We start from the raw sequence: 17,358 nt of genomic DNA, 5'->3' as shown, positions 1-17,358 counted from the left end.
ACATCGATTTCATTCGATGTCTTTTTTGTCGTATTGGCGGAACGTGAAACTATAATCATGTCGCTCATCTTTCGGATGGAACTGTTCGTCCGTGACGATGAGATTTTGCGGCGTGAGCGGGTAATACGTGTCCGCCTCGAACGTCCCGTCGACTTCGGTAATATAGAAGCGTTCGGTGACTGGCATCGTCTGTTCATAAAGCGTCGCCCCGCCGATGACCAAGAAGTCCTCGGTGTCGCGCGCGGTGAGGATGCGATCGAGGTCGTGCCAGACTTCGACGTCGGGTGCTGAAAATTCACGGTTCGACGTGACGACGATGTTGCGCCGGTTCGGGAGCGCCCGGCCGATCGATTCAAACGTCTTTCGACCCATGACGACCGTCTGACCCGTGGTGACGGCTTTGAAGTATTTCAAGTCGTCAGGCAGGCGCCAGAGCAAAGCGTTGTCTTTCCCGATTTCACGATTTGATCCACAAGCGACGACATGGATGATCATACGCTGACCGCTCCTTTAATGTGCGGGTGCGGGTCGTAACCGACGAGTTCAAAGTCCTCGAACCGGAAGTCCTCGATCGATGATACGTCACGCAAGATGTTCAGTTTCGGAAGCGGGCGCGTGTCACGCGTCAGCTGCAGCTTCACTTGCTCGAGGTGATTATGATAGATATGCGCGTCACCGAGCGTGTGGACGAAATCGCCGACCTCAAGACCGGTCACGTGGGCGACCATGTGCGTCAGCAAGGCGTATGACGCGATATTGAACGGCACGCCGAGGAACGTGTCGGCGCTGCGTTGATACAACTGGCACGACAGTTTGCCGTCGGCGACGTAAAACTGGAACAACAGATGGCACGGCGGGAGCGCCATGTCCTCGAGTTGACCAGGGTTCCAAGCAGACACGACGAGTCGACGAGAGTCGGGATTCGTCTTGATCTGTTCGATCACTTGGGCGAGTTGATCGACACTCGAGCCGTCTGGTTTCGGGAACGAGCGCCACTGGGCACCGTATACCGGGCCAAGATTGCCGTCCTCATCCGCCCATTCGTTCCAGATACGGACACCGTTGTCTTGCAGGTAACGGACGTTCGTGTCGCCAGAGATGAACCAAAGCAGTTCATGGATGATCGAGCGCGTATGTAATTTCTTTGTCGTGATGAGCGGGAACCCGTCCTGCAGGTTGAAGCGCATCTGATAGCCGAAAACGCTCGTCGTTCCGGTACCGGTCCGGTCTTCTTTGACGACGCCGTGGTCGAGAATATGGTTACATAAGTCGTGGTATTGTTTCATGGTAGGTGTGCCCCCTTTTCAATCATTCATTTCTAACGTTATCACATCTACCACAAGATGTAGATGATTTCTTGACTGTAAAATCGATATACAGCTACGAGACAGTGATTATTCGTTTTCGGGATGTCCGATTTCGGGTATACTAGGGAAAGACAATTAAAGGGAGGGATTCGATGAAATTACAAGGTATGAATATTTTGCAGATCGTCAGTGACGACTTTGAAGATTTAGAACTCTGGTATCCGGTCCACCGGTTACGTGAAGAAGGGGCGAACGTCATCCTCGCCGGCGAGAAAGCGGGTCACGCTTATATTGGGAAGTATGGCGTCCCGGCCAAGTCGGACGTGGCGTTCGACGACGTCGACATCTCGTCGTATGATGCGTTGCTCGTCCCGGGTGGTTGGTCGCCCGACTTGTTGCGCCGTTTCGACTCGGTGAAAGGGTTCGTCCGCTACATGGATGAGCAAAAACGGCCGATCGGTCAAATCTGTCACGCGGGCTGGGTATTGATTTCAGCCAACATCCTTCAAGGCGTCAACGTGACGAGTACACCGGGCATTAAAGACGACATGGAAAACGCGGGCGCGATCTGGCACGATGAGCCGGTCGTCGTCGATGGCCATATCGTCTCGAGCCGTCGTCCGCCAGATCTGCCCGACTATATGCGTGAGTTTATCAAGGTCATGGCCAAAAACTGAAAAAAGAATAAAGGAGATTTCTACAGTTGAACTTAAAATCTAACCCAATTCTCCGTAAATCGATGGAGTCGACTGCTTATAGCACGGAGCCGATGACGAAAGCCGGTACGTGGTCGAAAGTGTTCACGTTGCTCTTGCTCGTGACAGCCGCGGCTGGTACGACATGGCTGCTCGTTCCGACGATCGGGGAAGCGCTCTTGTTCCCACTCATGATCGGCTCGCTCATTCTTGGCTTGATCATGGCGCTCATCATCACCTTCAAACCGAACACGGCGCCTGTCGTCGCACCACTCTACGGCATCGTCGAAGGGGTGTTCGTCGGTTCGATTTCGTACTTCTTTGAAGCGATGGCACCGGGCATCGTCGGTCGCGCCGTCTTGACGACGTTTATCGTCGCGTTCGCGATGTGGTTCGTCTATTCGACCGGGCTCGTCAAAGTGACGCAAAAGTTCCGGGCCGGTGTCACGGCCGCGATCTTCACGGTCATGCTATTGTATCTCGTCCAGATCGGCATGAGTTTCTTCGGTTCCGGACTTCCGTTCATGACGGGGTCGTCACCGCTCGCGATCGGTGTCCAGTTCGTCATCGTCATCATCGCCTCACTCGCGCTCGTCCTCGACTTCGACTATATCGCACGTCAAGTCGAAGCCCGGGCACCGAAGCAGTTGGAATGGGTGGCGGCGTTCGGATTGATTGTGACGCTCGTCTGGCTCTATATCGAATTGCTCGACTTATTGTACCGACTCGCGATGCGAGACTGATCATCGGCCTTGGGCCGATGATTTTTTTAGGAAGACAGGAAAGGATGTGACCGCCCTCGCGATTAAAGGGGGCGAAACTTATGAAAAAAATTATTATCATCGGTTCGGGCATCGTCGGCATCTCGGCTGCCTATCATTTGGCCGGGAAAGCCGACGTCACCGTCATCGATCGAAAAGAAGTGGGCCGGGCGACCGACGCGGCCGCAGGCATCGTCTGTCCGTGGATCGCCCAACGCCGCAATAAAGCCTGGTACGCGCTCGCCAAAGGAGGTGCTCGCTATTATAGAGACGTCGTCGCCGAGTTAATGAATGAGGGTGAGCGTGATACCGGCTATAAACGCGTCGGGACGCTCGCGTTGCATGAAGACAAGAAGTTGAACGAGATGCTTGAGCGGACGACGCTGCGCCGGGAAGAGGCACCAGAGATCGGTGAGTTGACTCGACTGTCGATTGAAGAGGCGAAAGTTCTTTTCCCACCGCTGTCAGATGAATACGATGCGCTCCTCGTCGAGGGCGGGGCCCGCGTCGATGGCGAGAAGTTGCGCGCGGCGCTTGAACGTGTCGCCGTCAAACGTGGCGTGAAACTTATCGACGGCTCTGCCGTTCTCGTCGAAGAAGACGGCTATCACGTCGAATGTGACGGCGTCCGCTACGACGCGGACGAAATCATTTTGGCGTGTGGGGCCTGGTTGCCTGAACTGCTCGAGCCGATCGGTTATACGGCACGCGTCTCGGGGGAGAAAGCGCAAATCGTCCACGTCCAGTTACCAAACGTCGATGCGTCAGATTGGCCGGTCGTCATGCCGCCGCGACGCCGGTATTTGCTCGGGTTCGAAGGGGGTCGGGTCGTCATCGGTTCGACGCATGAGCGGGGTAAGGCGTTCGACGCACGCCCGACGGCGGTCGGTGTCCATGAAGTGCTCGCAAAAGGTCTAGAGTCGGCGCCTGGCTTAGCAGAAGCCGAATTGATCGAGACGCGTGTCGGTTTCCGTCCGGTCACACCGAACTCGATCCCGATTCTCGGTCGTGTGCCGGGGGCAGAGAAATTACTCGTCGCCAACGGTCTCGGTTCATCGGGCTTGACGGTCGGCCCGTTTATCGGCAAAGTACTTGCAGACTTGGTGCTGACGGGAGACTGCGAACTTGATCTGTCGCTTTATCCGATAGAAGACCATGTCTACCGACAACTGCAGTGAACGAAACAGGCGACAATCCGCGGATTGTCGCCTGTTTTAACGGCTTCGTCGCATGATCCCGTGCAAGAAAAAATGAAAATACTCCTTCATCGTCTCGGTCATTTCGTGCGACGCGAAATCTGGATCTGATAAAACTGCCTGTTGCATCAAGCGAACGTAACGAAGGTAAGCATCGGTCGATACGTCTGGGTCGATCGCCCCGGTCGTCTTGCCGTACTCGATCAAGCTTCGAAACGCGGCATAGCCACGGGCCGCGAGTTGTTGCCATGACGGGTCGGCCGTGACGATTGATAACACCGCGTCATCGAACAATGCCGCTGATTCAATTTTCCGTCTTAATATCTCAATCAGTAACTCCTCGAACGGGATGTGTTCCCCGATGCGCTCCTCGATCCAGCCCATCTCATCTTCGGTCAGACGCGTGAGCACTTGAAGGACGACTTGTTCCTTCGAGCCGAAGTAATTGTAAATTGAGACAGGTGAGACTGAGGCAGAGCGGGCAAGTTCACTGATCGTGAAGCGTGACTGCTTCTCGCTCATCAGCGACTTGGCGGCGTCAAGTATGGCCCGTTGTTTCGTCTCCGTCCGTTTCGTAAAACCGTCCACCTTCATCCCTCTTCTCCATTGTTTTGTAATCAATATACCATTTCCATTTCAAAAAATAACGTGATATACTAGTTTTGTAATCATATCATGTTTATATTTCAAAAAGGAGAGGGCGAAATGATCCAAATTGAGAAGTTGACGAAACGGTTTGACCAGACGCACGGTATTTTCGACGTCTCGTTCCGTGTCGAGCCCGGCACCGTTTTCGGCTTCATCGGTCCGAACGGGGCCGGGAAGTCGACGACGATTCGTCATTTGATGGGACTGCTCCACGCCGACTCAGGGAAAGCGACCGTGATGGGGCATGACTGCTGGAAGGAGACCGAGACGGTGAAGGCGCTCGTCGGCTATTTGCCAGGTGAGATCAACTATCCGCAAGACATGACCGGGGAAGAAGTCATTCGTCTGACGAGACGCCTTCACGTGACGAGTGCGGAGCGGGAGCGTCAATTGCTCGACGTGTTCGCTTTCGATACGGGTTTGAAAGTCCGGAAGATGTCGAAAGGGATGAAGCAAAAACTCGCCATCGTCACGTGTTTCATGAAAGACGTTCCTGTGTATGTCCTCGACGAGCCGACGAGCGGGCTCGACCCGCTCATGCAAGAGCGTCTCGTCGACTGGGTGCTCGCTGAAAAAGCAGCCGGGAAAGCGATTTTGATGAGCTCGCACCACTTCCCGGAAATGGAGAAGACGTGTGACCGGGCCGCCCTCATCCGCGACGGCCGGATGATCATCGAAGAAGAGATGGCGGAACTGAAACGGCGAAGCAAAAAGACGTATCGCATCGGCATGAAAGACGAGGCGGCGGCGATCAAATTGAGCGAACAGATCGGGACACGTGAACAGACATTCGTCACGGTATCGTTATCGACGTCAGAAGAGTTGAACGGCTTGATCGAGCTACTCGCCCGTCACGACATCGCGTCTTTGACGAGCGGCACCGACGAACTCGAGCACATGTTCATGCAATATTACGGGGAGGCGACTTAAATGGTACTCGTATCGTCACTGTTCAAGCAAAATCGGGGTTGGATATTAGGTTACGCGCTCGGGACGAGTGTGTACTTGTTCTTCTTGGCGGCCATCTTCCCATCGATTCAAGAGACCGGCCTGATCGAAGGGAAGCTCGATTCACTACCGCCAGAGCTGCTCGACGTGTTCAAGATCGACCCGAATCTCGCGATGGACAACGTCATCAACCTGCTCGCCGGGAACTATTATGGGCTCATCTTCTACGTGCTCGCCATCTTGTTCGCGTTGACGTTCGCGTCAAGGCTCATGGCCAAACCGGTCGACTCGGGCGAGGTCATGCTCTACATGGCGGCCCCGATCTCAAGAAGCGGCTACGTGACGGCGAGTATCGCCTTGCTGGTCATCGCGACCGTCTTGTTCGTCGGGTTGAACGGGCTCAGCCTCATGCTCGCGAACGTGTTGTTCGACTTAAACATCGATAGCGGTCTGTTGTGGACGTTGCAACTCAACGCCGGTCTCATCTTGCTCGTCCTCGGGTCGCTCGCTTACGTGCTCGCGAGCCTGTTCGATGACAGCACCCGGTCGTACATGGTCACAGGCGGCATCTTTTCAATCTTCTTGATTGCCAACATCTTCTCAGGCTTCAGCGATCAACTCGACTGGTTGCGAAACCTGTCGATCTTCTCTCTATTTGACGCAAACGCATTGATTCAAGGCGATTCGGTTTGGTTGTCGTTGTTTTGGCTGACAGCGCTGAACGTGTTGATCATCGTCTCCTGCTATGGCTGGTTCACACGGAAAGACTTGACGATTTAGTTTTTCGGAATAAGATGTCGGGTATGTTACAATCAGCTCGACAGATTAGAAAGGGGAATGATTTATGCAACTCGCAACGTTACGAAACGGCGTTCAAATCCCGATGATCGGATTTGGCGTCTGGCAAGTAGACAATGAGACCGAGGCGCCGCAAGCTGTCGCCGAGGCGTTGAAAGTCGGGTACCGTCACATCGATACGGCGGCCGTCTATAAAAACGAAGAAGGCGTCGCCAAAGGGATTATGACTTCAGGCGTCAACCGCGCCGACATCTTTTTGACGTCGAAGATTTGGAACGAGGATATCCGTCAAGGACGGACGAAGGATGCGTTCGACGAGTCGCTCGCTCGCCTCGAGACGGACTATTTAGATCTCTGTCTTCTCCATTGGCCAGTCGACGGGTTCGTCGAGGCATGGAAAGATTTGATCGACCTGTACGAGGCCGGGAGAATCAAGGCGATCGGGGTGTCGAACTTCAAAGAGCATCATCTTGAAGCGTTGAAAGAAGCGGGTCTGATGACGCCACTCATCAACCAAGTCGAACTTCATCCGCAACTCCCTCAACCGGACCTCGTCGAGTACTGCCAAGATGAAGGCATTCAAATCGAGGCGTGGAGCCCGCTCATGCAAGGAAAATTCCTCGATGTCCCGGTGTTTGCCGAAATCGCTGACAAGTATGGGAAGACACCGGCTCAAGTCGTCCTCCGTTGGCACTTAGAGACAGGGAACGTCGCCTTGCCGAAATCGGTCACACCACACCGGATCGAAGAAAACTTCAACGTCTTCGACTTCACACTCGATGCTGACGATATGGCGAAAATCGATGCGGTCGCGACACATGAACGCATCGGTCCAGACCCTGACACTATTGAATTTTAAACCGATTGAGACTCATTATTTGAGTCTCTTTTTCATTTCGCTTGTGTATGAGCAGAGACACACGGGTATAGAATACTATGTTAATAAAGGAGGTGTCAGGTCTTCTTCGGAAGATCCTATTTATGGACTTGTCAAAATGGCCTTTAGTCAACTGGCTGGCGTTTTTAGCGACAGTCGTCATCAACTACTTCGCGAGCGGTAATAACGCGGCCGTGTCAGACCGGATCGATATTTATTTCAAGCCGGCCGGATACGCTTTCTCGATTTGGGGACTCATTTACGTCGCGCTCGCAGTATGGCTCGTACTCCAATTGAAGAAAGGGTCGGTCGCGAACCGACAGGCTAACCGGATGAAGGCAGGTTTTCTCGTGTCGTGTATTTTGAACGGTCTTTGGCTGCTCGCATTCACAAACGAGTGGTTCATCGCCTCGCTCGTCGTCATGGCGGCGTTTTTAGCGACGCTCGCTTGGTTGTATTACATCGCCTTCCGCACGTCGACGAGCTGGCTTGACCGTTTCCCATTCTCGGTTTACCTCGGTTGGGTGTCGGTCGCGACGATCGTTAACGTCTTCATCGTCATGAAGACGGAACGGATTACGACGTTGCTCGGCTTAGATGAGTTGGCATGGACGTCACTCATGCTCATGGTCGGGGTCGTCCTCGCTTTGGTGTTCATGTGGTGGCACCGCGACTTCATCTACCCGCTTGTCTTCGCCTGGGCGTATGTGGGCATCTTCGCCCGAATCGACAACGGGACGCTTTACGTCGTCCTCGTGAGCGCGCTCATCGTGCTCGCGCTCGGTTACGTCGGCTTGATCATTTGGAAACGGCCGCGTTCGTTTTTGCATCACTCCAGAAAAACAGTATGACAAGCAAAAAGATAGCCTAAAACGGGCTATCTTTTTCTTTGGGAATAACAAGTTCTGATGAACCTATACATAAATATATTTGATGGATAAATATTCATTATAGATTATAAGTTGTTTTTATAAATCCCTTGATATCAAATATGTATCCGCTTTCAAAAAATATTCACTCCGTTACCGTTATGCAAAAATTCATTCAACATACTTGATTTTTCAGAATATTTAGAACAGAATAAAAATTACGAACAAGATGGATAGAGAGGGGCTGATTCGATGGAGCGAACAAGTTTGTACGATCCACGATTCGAAAAAGATGCATGCGGTATTGGGTTATATGTCAATTTAATGGGAGAAACAAAGCACGATATCGTCAGCAAATCGCTATCGATGCTCTGTAAGCTCGAACATAGAGGTGGGCAAGGCGTCATCGACGCTGGTGACGGGGCCGGCATCATGACCGAGCTGCCCCACGAGTTATTCACTCAGACGATGAACTTGCCAGCGCCGGGGGGCTATGCGGTCGGCATGGTGTTCTTCCAACCGAACGAGACAAAGCTGCGCGACAAGCAACAACAAATGGAGCGACTCGCCGATGAACTCGATTTCGCGACAATCGCCTGGCGGGAAGTACCGGTCGACAGTTTGGCGATCGGTGAACACGCTCGGGTGACACAACCGACGATTTATCAATGGTTCGTGTCGTGCCCGTTCGCGGACTACGATTCAAACGAACGCTCGCTCTATCAGCTTCGCCGGATGATCGAGAAAACAGACGAATTAAACCTTTATCTTCCGAGCCTGTCGACGAAGACGATCGTTTATAAAGGGATGTTGACGCCGATCCAGATTGAGCGGTTTTATCTCGATCTGCAATCGCCGGCTTATAAGAGCACGTTCGGGATCGTCCATTCACGGTTCTCGACGAACACGTTCCCGTCATGGGAGCGGGCCCATCCGAACCGGATGATCGTGCATAACGGTGAGATCAACACGTTACGCGGGAACATCGATGCGATGCGTGCCCGCGAAGGTGTGACCTCGACCGACCTGTTCGATGATGTGAACGAACTGTTCCCCGTGCTCCAAGAAACGGGCAGTGACTCCTCGATGCTCGACAACGCGTTCGAGTTCTTCACTCGGACCGGTCGTTCGATCGCACACACGGCGATGATGCTCATCCCTGAGCCGTTCGCCGAAGTATCGATGGATCCGTTCAAAAAAGACTTTTATCAGTACCATTCGTCGATTATGGAGCCGTGGGATGGACCGACGGGCGTCGTCTTCACGGACGGGCGTCAAATCGGGGCAATCTTGGACCGGAACGGCTTGCGGCCGATGCGTTATATCGAGACGATGGACGGGGAACTCATCCTGTCGTCTGAGAGCGGGGTCATCCCGGTCCATGCGGAGAACGTCAAGACGAAGCAGCGTCTCCGTCCCGGGCAGCTCCTCCTCATCGACTTGGAATCGAAACGTCTCATTCCAGACGCAGAGATCAAACAGACGATCGCCCGGGCCGAACCGTACGGGAAATGGTTGAAGCAGATGACGACGATTGCGGACCAGCCTGTGAATGAACCGGTCGTCGAACAGGTGCACCGTAAACAACGGGCGTTCGGATACACGAAAGAGGATATCGAGCAATATCTCGTGCCGCTCATCCTCGAGAAAAAAGATCCGATCGGCTCGATGGGCCATGACCAACCGGTCGCGGTCTTGTCAGAGCGACCGCGGTCGCTGTTCCATTACTTTAAGCAACACTTCGCCCAAGTGACAAACCCTCCGATCGACGCGTTGCGCGAGAAAATCGTCACGGCGACGTTCACTTGGCTCGGTCCTCAAGCGAATCCGGTTCATACCGGTCGGGGACACGCCCGCCGCGTCTGGCTCGAACATCCGATCATTGACGCGGCGACAGTCGAGGCGGTGAAGTTGAAAATGAACGTCGTCCGCATCACGACAACGTATGAAACAGACCTCGAACGTTCGCTCGAGTCATTGTTTGAACGTGTCGATGCGGCCGTCCGAGATGGGGCTGAAGTCATCGTCTTGTCTGACCGTGACATGTCCGAGTCATCGCTCGCGATGCCGGCCCTGCTCGTCATGAGCGCGGTCCATCAACATTTGATTCGGTCGAACTTACGGGCGTCATGCAGTCTCATCGCTGAAAGCGGAGAAGTGAGAGAAGTGCACCAAGCCGCCGCTTTGATCGGATACGGGGCCGATGCGGTCTATCCGTATTTAGTGTACGCGACGATCGCCGAAGCGGTAGAAGCCGGATTGATTTCGTTCTCGGTCGAAGAAGCGATCCGCCGCTATCAAACGGCTGCAGTCGATGGAATCGTCAAAATTATGTCGAAGATGGGAATCTCGACCGTGCAAAGTTACCGGGGAGCACAAATTTTTGAGGCGGTCGGCATCGACCGCGCATTGATCGACCGTCATTTCCGCGGGACGACGTCACAACTGTCCGGGATCGGGTTCAAGGAGCTCGAAGCAGAATCACGGCGTCAGCACGAATCGGCATTTAGCCGTGACCGTCCGCTTGAAGCAGGAGCAGATTTCCAGTGGCGAGCCGACGGAGAAGAGCACGCCTTTAACCCTAAGTCGATTCACTTGTTGCAACGGGCATGCCGCGAGAACGAACGCCGTTACTATGACGCTTACGTCAAACAGCACGAAGCATCCGGTCAATTTTTAAGACAGTTGTTCGACTTTAAATCGCAAGAGCCTATCCCGATCGACGAGGTCGAATCGGTCGCCTCGATCGTCAGCCGTTTCAAGACGGGCGCGATGTCGTTCGGCTCCCTGTCGAAAGAGGCACATGAGACGCTCGCCATCGCCATGAACCGGATCGGCGGGAAGAGCAACTCAGGTGAAGGCGGCGAAAACCGTAACCGCTTCACTCCTGACGCGGACGGGAACGAGCGCATCAGTCGGATCAAACAAGTGGCAAGTGGACGATTTGGTGTCACGGCCGAATATTTGTATCATGCCGATGAGATCCAAATCAAGATGGCGCAAGGTGCGAAACCAGGGGAAGGTGGGCAGTTGCCGGGCAATAAAGTCTACCCGTGGGTCGCCGAAGTGCGCGGCTCAGTCCCAGGTGTCGGGCTCATCTCGCCGCCACCGCACCATGACATCTACTCGATCGAAGACTTGGCCCAGTTGATCTTTGACTTGAAGCACGTCAATCCGAAAGCAAAAGTGAGCGTCAAGCTCGTCTCGAAATCCGGTGTCGGAACAATTGCGGCCGGCGTCGCCAAAGCGAACGCCGACACGATCGTCATCAGCGGCTACGATGGCGGGACAGGGGCTTCGCCTCGGACGTCGATCAAGCATACGGGTCTTCCTTGGGAGCTCGGATTGCTTGAGACACACCAGACGCTCGCATTGAACGGACTTCGCGGTCGCGTCACGCTCGAGACGGACGGCAAGCTCATGACCGGACGCGATATCGTCCTCGCCGCCATCTTTGGGGCGGAGGAATACGCGTTCGCGACGGCACCGCTCGTCGTGCTCGGCTGTATCATGATGCGGGCCTGTCATCTGGACACGTGTCCGGTCGGCGTCGCGACACAAGACCCGGCGCTTCGCCAAAAGTTCATGGGTAAACCGGAACACGTCGTCAATCTCATGACGTTCCTCGCCGAAGAAGTGCGCGAAATACTCGCCTCGCTCGGCGCGAAGACGATCGGTGAGGTCATCGGCCGAACGGACTTGCTAGAAGAGAGCGCCTGGAAACAGGAGCACGCGAAAGCGAAAATGCTCGATTTGACACCGATGTTATCGGTCCCGACAGCGTTACCGGGGAAGGAAGAGTTAGCTCATCCGGCTTTTCAGTCGTATGACCATCGGAAATTGATCCCAGCCGTATCGCGTTCGATTAAATCGCTTCAACCGACGTTCTTCGTCGGGCGGGTCCGCAATACGGACCGGGCCGTCGGGACGATGCTCGGCTACGAAGTGACGAAAGTTCACGGCAACATCGGTTTGGCTGAAGATACGATCTCACTCCGACTGAGCGGATCGGCCGGACAAAGTTTAGGCGCATTTCTTCCTCATGGCATCACGATCTCTGTGATCGGGGATGCGAACGATTATGTCGGAAAAGGGTTGAGCGGCGGGAAACTCGCGGTCATCGCTGAGAAACATGCCCCGTTCGACGAGAGCGAACAAATCATCGCCGGCAACGTCTGCCTGTACGGGGCGACATCGGGGATGGCATTCTTCAACGGACACACGGGGGAACGGTTCGCGGTCCGAAACTCAGGTGCCGTCACCGTCACTGAAGGCGTCGGGGATCACGGGTGTGAATATATGACCGGTGGGACGGTCGTCGTCCTAGGAACGGTCGGCCGCAACTTCGCGGCCGGGATGTCCGGAGGTGTCGCCTTCCTATACGGTGACCAAGACTATGACCAACTCGTCAACACGGAACTCGTAGCGGTCGAACGCGAGTTGACCGATGAGGACACAGAACAGATTTACACGCTGCTCGAGATGCATCAATTCCACACGGATAGTGTGAAAGCGAGTCGTATCCTCGAGTCGTTCGATGACGAGCGGAAGCGCTTCGTCAAAATCGTACCTCGCGATTATGCGAACGTACTTGACGTCATGCGTCAAATTGAAGCCACTCGTCCGGAACTGAACGAGGCAGACCGTGCCCTCGAACTGTTCCGGGTCGTGACTGAAGGAGGCGTAGTATGAGACATAAATTTATCGATATCCCACGTGAGACGCTCCCTGAGCGGACAGTGCTCGAGCGGATACGTGACTATGATGAATATGCATCCCGGATGGACGATGAACCGATCGTCAAGCAGGCCGAGCGCTGCATGGACTGCGGGACCCCGTTTTGTCACGTCGGTGACATGATCGGGCAAGAGACGATCGGGTGCCCGATCCACAACTTGATTCCGGAATGGAACAAGCTCGTCTCGGACCAAGACTGGTATCGTGCTTACGAGCGGTTGATGGAAACGAACAACTTCCCAGAGTTCACGGGCCGCGTTTGTCCGGCCCCATGTGAAGGGTCGTGTACGCTCGGCATCAGCGAGGACCCGGTCGCCATCAAATCGATCGAACGGACGATTATCGACCGCGCGTTCGAAGAAGGGTGGGTCCAGCCGCGCCTCGTCCAGATGCGGACCGGACGCTCGGTCGCCATCATCGGCAGCGGTCCAGCGGGTCTCGCTGCGGCGGACCAGTTGAATCAAATCGGTCATCACGTCACTGTGTATGAAAAAGCTGACGAGGCGGGCGGGTTGTTGTTTTACGGGATCCCAAACATGAAGCTTGATAAAGACGTCGTCCGGCGCCGGATTCACTTGCTCGCGGCGGAAGGAATCCGCTTTAAGACAGGTGTCAACGTCGGTGTTGATGTGACGGTCGAGTCACTCCGCCACAAGTTTGATGCCGTCATCCTCGCGACGGGGGCGCAGAAACAGCGAACGCTCGGGATCGAAGGGGACGACGCGACCGGCGTCGAACCGGCGATGGACTATTTGACCGAGTCGACACGGGTGCTCGGCGGAAAAATGATCGACGCACAGTATGACGCGGCCGGGAAAGACGTCATCGTCATCGGTGGCGGTGACACCGGGGCCGATTGTGTCGCCACAGCGATCCGCCAAGGTGCGAAATCGATCACACAGTTCGGCAAACACCCGGAAAAAGGCATGTTCCGGGCGCCAGAACGTCCGTGGCCACTTCAACCAGACACGCTTTCGGTCGATTATGCTTACGCCGAGGCGATCGAACGTTATGAGCATGACCCGAGAACGTATTTGATCCGCTCAAACCGAGTTATTAGCCAAGACGGTCGCGTCGCCGGCATCGAGACGGAACGGATGGAAAAGATCGTCAAGCCGGACGGTCAGGCGACGTTCTTCGTCGTCGAAGATTCAGTTAAGACGTATCCGGCCGACCTCGTCCTCGTCGCCATCGGTTTTGAACGTCCTGAATCCGAATTACGCAAACTTGGCGTCGAAGCGAAGCAAGACTACGTTTCGAACGTGGACGGCGTCTTCGTCGCCGGGGACGCGAGACGCGGACAAAGCTTGATCGTCTGGGCGATCCGCGAAGGGCGAGAAGTCGCCGAAACGGTCGACGCTTACTTGGAGGCTTGTCAATCTCGTCTAAAAACTTCATCATAAAAAGGAGCGACGCGATGTCGCTCCTTTTTAGATTGATCAATAGGAGGAGTCAGAGATGCTAACAGAAGTCCTCATGTATACCGGGTTTTGGTTTTTACTCGTGCTCGTCTTGCTCGGCACGATTTACGCGCGGCGTAACCGGAAGTGATTACAGCACCATCGCGGCGATCAAGCCGAAGACGATGAGCGGGATGTTGTAGTGGAGGAACGTCGGCCAGACCGTCTCGCGCAAGTGGTCGTGTTGCCCGTCCGCGTTCAAACCGCTCGTCGGTCCGAGCGTCGAATCACTCGCCGGGCTACCGGCGTCACCGAGTGCTCCGGCCGTTCCGATGATGGCGATCGTCGCCTCGACCGAGAAACCGTACTGGATACATAACGGCACGAAGATGGCGGCGATGATCGGTATGGTCGAAAAGCTCGAGCCGATACCGAGTGTGATGACGAGACCGACGAGGAGCATGACGAGGGCGGCGAGGAACTGCGAGTCACCCATCAAATTGCTTGCTCCGCTCACGAGCGGTTCAATCGCACCTGTTTCACGGATGACGGCGGCGAATCCGCTCGCAGCGATCATGACGAAACCGATGAAGGCCATCATGCGCATGCCGCTCGTAAAGATATCGTCCGCTTCTGACCAAGGGATGAGACGGAAGAGCGTCAACAGGATCAAACCGGTCACGGCCGAAGCGATCATCGATTCGGTCTGCAATTGAACGACCAAGACGACCAAGACGACGATCGCCGTCAACCAAATCTTCATGTTGCTCAACGTGCGGACCTCATAGTCGCTCGGACCGAGTTGGATCGTTTCATACGACCGCGGTTTCCGGTAGTGGAAGAAAGCGGTGATGAGTCCAACGAGCATCCCGAGTGCCGGGATGGCCATGATGCTGACGATATTGACGTCACCGACGGCCATCCCGTTCGTCTCGACGTTCGGGAGCAAAATCTCGTTCAAGTAGATGCCGCCGAAGCCGACCGGTAGCAACATGTACGGTGTGACAAGCCCGAACGTGAGGATCGTCGCGACGAGCCGGCGATCGAGTTTCAACTCATTGAACAAGACGAGTAACGGCGGTACGACGATCGGGATGAAGGCGATGTGGATCGGTAAGACGTTCTGTGAGCTGATAGCGAGTAAGAGCAGCAGCGACAGCAGTAACGCTTTGACGCGACCGACACTCTTGCCGGTCACATCACGGCCAGACATGCTGATCAACCGTTCAGCCAGGACATCAGGCAGGCCGGTCTTTGACAAGCCGACAGCGAACGCACCGAGCAGGGCGTAGCTGAGGGCGATCGTGGCACCGCCACCAAGCCCGTCGCTGAAAGCGGTCAACGTGTCGTTGAAACCGAGTCCTCCGACAAGTCCACCGACGATGGCGGCGAGGATGAGCGATAAGACGATATGGACACGACTGATCGCGAGAGCAAATAAGACAATGACAGCTAATAATACAGCATTCATGAGTTCCAACACCTTTCGAATCATAAGTTCTTTCTCTTGTTATCACTTTAATACGATAAAGACTTTTGAAATTTAACATACGTTTTATGACTTGTCAAATCATGAAAACAAAAAAAGCGACAACTTCGAAAAGTTATCGCTTCTTCATCATAGTTCGACGTTATGGTACACCTGACGAACGTCTTCTAAGTCTTCGAGTACGTCGAGTAGTTTCTCGAATTGCTCTTTCGACGCTTCGTCGAGTTCGACTTCGTTTTGCGGTAGCATCGTCAGCTCGGCGACTTCGAACGTCTCCACACCCGCCGCTTTGAACGCGGTCTGGACGGCATGGAATTCTTCCGGCTCGGCATAGACGATGACCGTCTCGTCTTCTTCGATGACGTCACGGACATCGAGGTCGTGCTCCATCATGAGTTCGAGCACGTCGTCTGCTGTCATCCCGCCGACACCGATGACGGCCGTCGCATCGAACATATACGCGACCGACCCGCTGACGCCCATGTTACCACCGTTCTTGCCGAACGCGGCCCGAACTTCAGAGGCGGTCCGGTTGACGTTGTTCGTGAGCGTGTCGACGATGAGCATCGACCCGCTCGGCCCAAAGCCCTCATAGCGGAGTTCGTCGAAGTTCTCTTCGTCGCCGCCTTTCGCTTTGTCGATGGCCCGGTCGATGATCGCTTTCGGGACGTTATACGTCTTCGCGCGCTCGACGACGAACTTGAGCGATTGGTTCAATTCCGGATCAGGTTCACCTTGGCGGGCGACGATGTAGATCTCGCGGCCGAACTTCGCGTAGATACGACTCGTATTGGCGTCTTTAGACGCCTTTTTCTCTTTAATGTTGTTCCATTTACGACCCATTACGTGTCATCTCACTTTCCATTGTTCGATAGATTCACTGTCGATTATATAAGAAGAAGCGAGCGTTGACGAGAGAAAATCATCCCTCGCTCTTGTCCATCTTCTCAACGATCTCGGTCAGCGTCTTTAAACTGTCGATCAAGCGGTCGGTCTCATCCTCATCGAGGAACGCTAACCGATCCTCGAACAGGCGCCGAAACGAGTCGCGCCGCTCGAGGAGAACGCGCTCTCCTTGGTCGGTCAATTGGTTCCAGATGACACGGCGGTCGCGCTCGTCAGGGACACGTGTAATATATCCTTCGTCGACGAGCTTCGTGATGAGCGGCGTCACGTTCGGCGGGGCAATCGATAACGTCTCACTAATTTGTCCGTTCGTGACCGCGCCTTCATCCTCGATCAACATCAGTAGATGAAAGTGAGAGAAGTTTAAGTTCGGAATTTGCGGGAGGTCGGAGCGGCGGAGCAGTTTTCTTCTGATTAACGGGATCAGTTTCACAAACTGATCGGCTGCATCTTGTCTTGGCATAGTCATAGTCACTTCCTAGTCAGGTTCTTTCTTCATTATACACGACCACAGGCGGGGTGGACGAGCAATCATCGGACTGTGAGCATTTACACACCGATTCCGCCAAACTAACGACACAAACAATGTAAGCGTTTACATATGGGTTTGTCCTTGTTTTCATGAAAACGCATACGATTTTACTGAGCTGATCTGTAAAAATCAAGACCTATCCTCAAACAGCAAAAAAATATTGTGAAAGAGTTCACATTGTTGTCACGCACAAAT

General features: G+C 54.3%; 15 protein-coding genes. 9 read left to right on the top strand and 6 right to left on the bottom strand.

Features of this window, described 5'->3' with window-relative positions; all coding sequences use genetic code 11:
- Positions 1-9 precede the first annotated feature (9 nt).
- Complete coding sequence (locus tag KNP77_RS00915; RefSeq protein WP_131465156.1) at positions 10-495, bottom strand: dihydrofolate reductase; 486 nt, start codon at positions 493-495, stop codon at positions 10-12.
- Entirely contained in the window at positions 492-1,286 is a 795-nt protein-coding gene (locus KNP77_RS00910) for a thymidylate synthase (RefSeq protein ID WP_131465154.1), read from the bottom strand. Before KNP77_RS00910 ends, KNP77_RS00915 begins: the two co-directional genes overlap by 4 nt.
- A gap of 173 nt (positions 1,287-1,459) precedes the next feature.
- Between KNP77_RS00910 and KNP77_RS00905 the strand changes: the two genes are divergently transcribed.
- The 3 genes from KNP77_RS00905 (at position 1,460) to KNP77_RS00895 (ending at position 3,941) form a co-directional block, all read left to right on the top strand.
- Positions 1,460-1,984, top strand: coding sequence for a type 1 glutamine amidotransferase domain-containing protein (locus KNP77_RS00905; protein WP_214887837.1), 525 nt, complete (start codon positions 1,460-1,462; stop codon positions 1,982-1,984).
- A 26-nt stretch (positions 1,985-2,010) separates the two neighbouring features.
- Positions 2,011-2,745 (top strand): Bax inhibitor-1/YccA family protein, encoded by a 735-nt coding sequence (locus tag KNP77_RS00900; RefSeq protein WP_084812878.1) that lies wholly within the window; start codon positions 2,011-2,013, stop codon positions 2,743-2,745.
- An 80-nt stretch (positions 2,746-2,825) separates the two neighbouring features.
- Complete coding sequence (locus tag KNP77_RS00895) at positions 2,826-3,941, top strand: NAD(P)/FAD-dependent oxidoreductase (protein WP_214887835.1); 1,116 nt, start codon at positions 2,826-2,828, stop codon at positions 3,939-3,941.
- Between the two features lie 36 nt (positions 3,942-3,977).
- Here the strand turns inward: KNP77_RS00895 and KNP77_RS00890 are convergent, their stop codons facing one another.
- Positions 3,978-4,553: a TetR/AcrR family transcriptional regulator gene (locus KNP77_RS00890; protein WP_251138856.1), complete on the bottom strand. Its 576-nt coding sequence runs from the start codon at positions 4,551-4,553 to the stop codon at positions 3,978-3,980.
- Positions 4,554-4,664: 111 nt separating this feature from the next.
- On the opposite strand from KNP77_RS00890, the gene KNP77_RS00885 reads away from it, so the two are divergent.
- From KNP77_RS00885 to KNP77_RS00860, 6 genes are all read left to right on the top strand, one after another.
- Positions 4,665-5,537 carry an ABC transporter ATP-binding protein gene (locus tag KNP77_RS00885; RefSeq protein ID WP_201740699.1) on the top strand — a complete coding sequence of 291 codons (873 nt, stop codon included), beginning with the start codon at positions 4,665-4,667 and terminating at the stop codon, positions 5,535-5,537.
- Positions 5,538-6,335, top strand: coding sequence for an ABC transporter permease subunit (locus tag KNP77_RS00880; RefSeq protein ID WP_071397415.1), 798 nt, complete (start codon positions 5,538-5,540; stop codon positions 6,333-6,335).
- 64 nt (positions 6,336-6,399) lie between these two features.
- On the top strand, positions 6,400-7,212 hold the full coding sequence (locus KNP77_RS00875) for an aldo/keto reductase (protein ID WP_214887830.1): 813 nt from the start codon (positions 6,400-6,402) through the stop codon (positions 7,210-7,212).
- 122 nt (positions 7,213-7,334) lie between these two features.
- Positions 7,335-8,081: a TspO/MBR family protein gene (locus KNP77_RS00870; RefSeq protein WP_070327341.1), complete on the top strand. Its 747-nt coding sequence runs from the start codon at positions 7,335-7,337 to the stop codon at positions 8,079-8,081.
- A gap of 270 nt (positions 8,082-8,351) precedes the next feature.
- The gene (gltB, locus tag KNP77_RS00865) at positions 8,352-12,791 is read left to right on the top strand and encodes a glutamate synthase large subunit (RefSeq protein ID WP_131505006.1); all 4,440 of its coding nucleotides are present in this window, start codon (positions 8,352-8,354) and stop codon (positions 12,789-12,791) included.
- On the top strand, positions 12,788-14,239 hold the full coding sequence (locus tag KNP77_RS00860; protein ID WP_214887828.1) for a glutamate synthase subunit beta: 1,452 nt from the start codon (positions 12,788-12,790) through the stop codon (positions 14,237-14,239). Before gltB ends, KNP77_RS00860 begins: the two co-directional genes overlap by 4 nt.
- Positions 14,240-14,387: 148 nt before the next feature.
- Here KNP77_RS00860 and KNP77_RS00855 read toward each other — a convergent pair whose 3' ends face one another.
- The 3 genes from KNP77_RS00855 to KNP77_RS00845 all read right to left on the bottom strand — a co-directional run bounded on the left by KNP77_RS00855 (position 14,388) and on the right by KNP77_RS00845 (position 17,094).
- Positions 14,388-15,707: a Na+/H+ antiporter family protein gene (locus KNP77_RS00855; RefSeq protein ID WP_131443845.1), complete on the bottom strand. Its 1,320-nt coding sequence runs from the start codon at positions 15,705-15,707 to the stop codon at positions 14,388-14,390.
- Between the two features lie 147 nt (positions 15,708-15,854).
- On the bottom strand, positions 15,855-16,568 hold the full coding sequence (locus tag KNP77_RS00850; protein ID WP_070327338.1) for a YebC/PmpR family DNA-binding transcriptional regulator: 714 nt from the start codon (positions 16,566-16,568) through the stop codon (positions 15,855-15,857).
- A gap of 79 nt (positions 16,569-16,647) precedes the next feature.
- Positions 16,648-17,094: a MarR family winged helix-turn-helix transcriptional regulator gene (locus tag KNP77_RS00845; RefSeq protein WP_070327337.1), complete on the bottom strand. Its 447-nt coding sequence runs from the start codon at positions 17,092-17,094 to the stop codon at positions 16,648-16,650.
- Positions 17,095-17,358: the final 264 nt, after the last annotated feature.

It is taken from the genome of Exiguobacterium sp. s142, from assembly GCF_018618455.1.
GTDB lineage: Bacteria > Bacillota > Bacilli > Exiguobacteriales > Exiguobacteriaceae > Exiguobacterium > Exiguobacterium aurantiacum_A.
Note: the sequence above shows the minus strand (reverse complement) of the source record. Positions and strands in the feature narration are given on the sequence as shown.

Bases quoted from the DNA above. Each gene is read 5' to 3' on its own strand.
- KNP77_RS00915 (WP_131465156.1), bottom strand. From the start codon at position 495: ATGATCATCCATGTCGTCGCTTGTGGATCAAATCGTGAAATCGGGAAA.
- KNP77_RS00910 (WP_131465154.1), bottom strand. From the start codon at position 1,286: ATGAAACAATACCACGACTTATGTAACCATATTCTCGACCACGGCGTC.
- KNP77_RS00905 (WP_214887837.1), top strand. From the start codon at position 1,460: ATGAAATTACAAGGTATGAATATTTTGCAGATCGTCAGTGACGACTTT.
- KNP77_RS00895 (WP_214887835.1), top strand. From the start codon at position 2,826: ATGAAAAAAATTATTATCATCGGTTCGGGCATCGTCGGCATCTCGGCT.
- KNP77_RS00890 (WP_251138856.1), bottom strand. From the start codon at position 4,553: ATGAAGGTGGACGGTTTTACGAAACGGACGGAGACGAAACAACGGGCC.
- KNP77_RS00885 (WP_201740699.1), top strand. From the start codon at position 4,665: ATGATCCAAATTGAGAAGTTGACGAAACGGTTTGACCAGACGCACGGT.
- KNP77_RS00880 (WP_071397415.1), top strand. From the start codon at position 5,538: ATGGTACTCGTATCGTCACTGTTCAAGCAAAATCGGGGTTGGATATTA.
- KNP77_RS00875 (WP_214887830.1), top strand. From the start codon at position 6,400: ATGCAACTCGCAACGTTACGAAACGGCGTTCAAATCCCGATGATCGGA.
- KNP77_RS00870 (WP_070327341.1), top strand. From the start codon at position 7,335: ATGGACTTGTCAAAATGGCCTTTAGTCAACTGGCTGGCGTTTTTAGCG.
- gltB (WP_131505006.1), top strand. From the start codon at position 8,352: ATGGAGCGAACAAGTTTGTACGATCCACGATTCGAAAAAGATGCATGC.
- KNP77_RS00860 (WP_214887828.1), top strand. From the start codon at position 12,788: ATGAGACATAAATTTATCGATATCCCACGTGAGACGCTCCCTGAGCGG.
- KNP77_RS00855 (WP_131443845.1), bottom strand. From the start codon at position 15,707: ATGAATGCTGTATTATTAGCTGTCATTGTCTTATTTGCTCTCGCGATC.
- KNP77_RS00850 (WP_070327338.1), bottom strand. From the start codon at position 16,568: ATGGGTCGTAAATGGAACAACATTAAAGAGAAAAAGGCGTCTAAAGAC.
- KNP77_RS00845 (WP_070327337.1), bottom strand. From the start codon at position 17,094: ATGCCAAGACAAGATGCAGCCGATCAGTTTGTGAAACTGATCCCGTTA.